5 protein-coding genes are annotated in these 1,605 nt (G+C 68.8%); all 5 read left to right on the plus strand.

The window, feature by feature from the left end:
* On the plus strand, positions 1-349 hold a 349-nt coding region (locus L995_RS34015), incomplete at its 5' end, for a hypothetical protein (RefSeq protein ID WP_047474166.1).
* Positions 330-557: a hypothetical protein gene (locus tag L995_RS33485; RefSeq protein ID WP_046239677.1), complete on the plus strand. Its 228-nt coding sequence runs from the start codon at positions 330-332 to the stop codon at positions 555-557. The genes L995_RS34015 and L995_RS33485, both read left to right, overlap by 20 nt.
* Positions 533-1,021, plus strand: a complete 489-nt coding sequence (locus tag L995_RS25880; protein WP_082001631.1) for a hypothetical protein — start codon at positions 533-535, stop codon at positions 1,019-1,021. Before L995_RS33485 ends, L995_RS25880 begins: the two co-directional genes overlap by 25 nt.
* Positions 1,018-1,338: a DUF4406 domain-containing protein gene (locus tag L995_RS25885; protein ID WP_047474167.1), complete on the plus strand. Its 321-nt coding sequence runs from the start codon at positions 1,018-1,020 to the stop codon at positions 1,336-1,338. Before L995_RS25880 ends, L995_RS25885 begins: the two co-directional genes overlap by 4 nt.
* Positions 1,331-1,588, plus strand: coding sequence for a hypothetical protein (locus L995_RS25890; RefSeq protein ID WP_047474169.1), 258 nt, complete (start codon positions 1,331-1,333; stop codon positions 1,586-1,588). Before L995_RS25885 ends, L995_RS25890 begins: the two co-directional genes overlap by 8 nt.
* The last annotated feature ends 17 nt before the right edge of the window (positions 1,589-1,605 follow it).

Here is a 1,605-nt window from a genome sequence, read left to right on the forward strand (position 1 = left end):
CTACGCATCCCCGACCGTGCAGCACTGGCGCGACCTGGCCGACGCCGCGAACCTGTCCGAAACGCTGCTGGGCATGGGCGTCTTCACCGAGCCCGAGGCCCAGAGCCTGTTTGCTGATGCCTTGGCGGCCGTCGTGGACCTGGGCCGCAAGCACGGCCACGGCCAGGAGATGCGCCTGAACGCCGTGCAGCTGGGCCACCTGGTCGAGTTCGGCGAGGCCTACGGCCAGGTGCTGGAGGTGATCTCGGCACGCACCTTCATCCGCGCGCACCGCGCCACCGAACGCCGTCTGCGCGAGCTGCTGGTCAACAGCCACGGCAGCGACACCCATGAATTCATCGTCGTCTGAACATCAATGGCAGCAACACCAAATCAATCTCAGCGCGGCAGCCGTGGCGCACCTCGTCAAGCTGGCCCAGCAACCCGGGTGGTGGGAGTACGTCAAGGCCAGGGCCAGGGAGCTGGACAGGGACGAGTCCCGACTGTTCGTGGACATCGAGCAGCAGGTGGTGCAGCAGCTGCAGGCGCTCGCGTGGCGCCCGCCGCCCCGCGCGTGACGGTGCCGGCTGGCCACCAAGGCCCGATCACGGTGCTGGGCATGGACCCGGGCAAGCACACGGGGCTGGCCTGGATCGTGGACGGCCAGCTGCAGGCGCTGGAGGAGATTGCGCCAGCGCAGATCCTGCAGACGCTGCAGGGCAGGGCGCCCACGCTGGTAATCTTCGAAGACAGCCGCAAGGCGCGGAAGACCTGGACCGGCCAGGGCAGCGCCGCGGCGCGGGCCAAGATGGCGCGTAACGTGGGTGAGATCGATGCATGGTGCGTGCTGATCGAAACCCTGTGCGCCAGCCTCGGCATTGCCTGCTTCGGCATGCCGCCCAGCGCGAAGGCCGGCGGCGCCCACGGCGCTAAGATCGATGCCTCCACATTCAGCCGCCTGACCGGCTGGGCCGGCCGCAGCAATCAGCACCAGCGTGACGCCGCAATGATCGCGTGGTCCTTCCGGAGGGCGCGGCCATGAAGCGCATCTACATCGCCGGGCCCATGACAGGCCTGCCCGAGTTCAACTACCCGGCCTTCAACCGTGCAGCCGCCACGCTGCGCGCCCAAGGCCACCACGTCGAGAACCCGGCCGAGAACCCCGCGCCAGCGTGCGGCAGCTGGGCTGGCTACATGCGTCTGGCGCTGCCACAGCTGTGCACCTGCGATGCGGTCTACATGCTGCCCGGCTGGCGCGGCTCCAAGGGCGCGCGCGTGGAGCACGGCCTGGCCCTGGATCTAGGCATGGAGGTGCAGGACTTCGATGCCAGCGCAGGGGAGGGCGGTGCCCATGCTTGATTTCCGCCCCGATCTGCCCCGGCGCGGCATGCGTGGCCAGGAGCGACCGAAGCCCAAGTACCCGCCGCTGTGGCGCGACGCCACCATGGAAGAGCACATCCACGGCCCGGACGCGCATGGCCGCTACCGCCTCTCCACCTGGGCCTACAACCGCTGCTGCATGCTGCAGCAGTACGGTCCGATCCGCGTGTGCGTGATGGGCGACCACGGCTTCCTGGTGCAGGTGGATGTGGAGGGCGACATCCGATGATCCAGAACCGGAGCACC

The sequence above is a fragment of the Delftia sp. ZNC0008 genome (assembly GCF_000799035.1).
GTDB lineage: Bacteria > Pseudomonadota > Gammaproteobacteria > Burkholderiales > Burkholderiaceae_C > Comamonas > Comamonas tsuruhatensis.

Coding starts and splice junctions, on each gene's coding strand:
- L995_RS25890 (WP_047474169.1), top strand. CDS start 1,331: ATGCTTGATTTCCGCCCCGATCTGCCCCGGCGCGGCATGCGTGGCCAG.
- L995_RS25885 (WP_047474167.1), top strand. CDS start 1,018: ATGAAGCGCATCTACATCGCCGGGCCCATGACAGGCCTGCCCGAGTTC.
- L995_RS33485 (WP_046239677.1), top strand. CDS start 330: ATGAATTCATCGTCGTCTGAACATCAATGGCAGCAACACCAAATCAAT.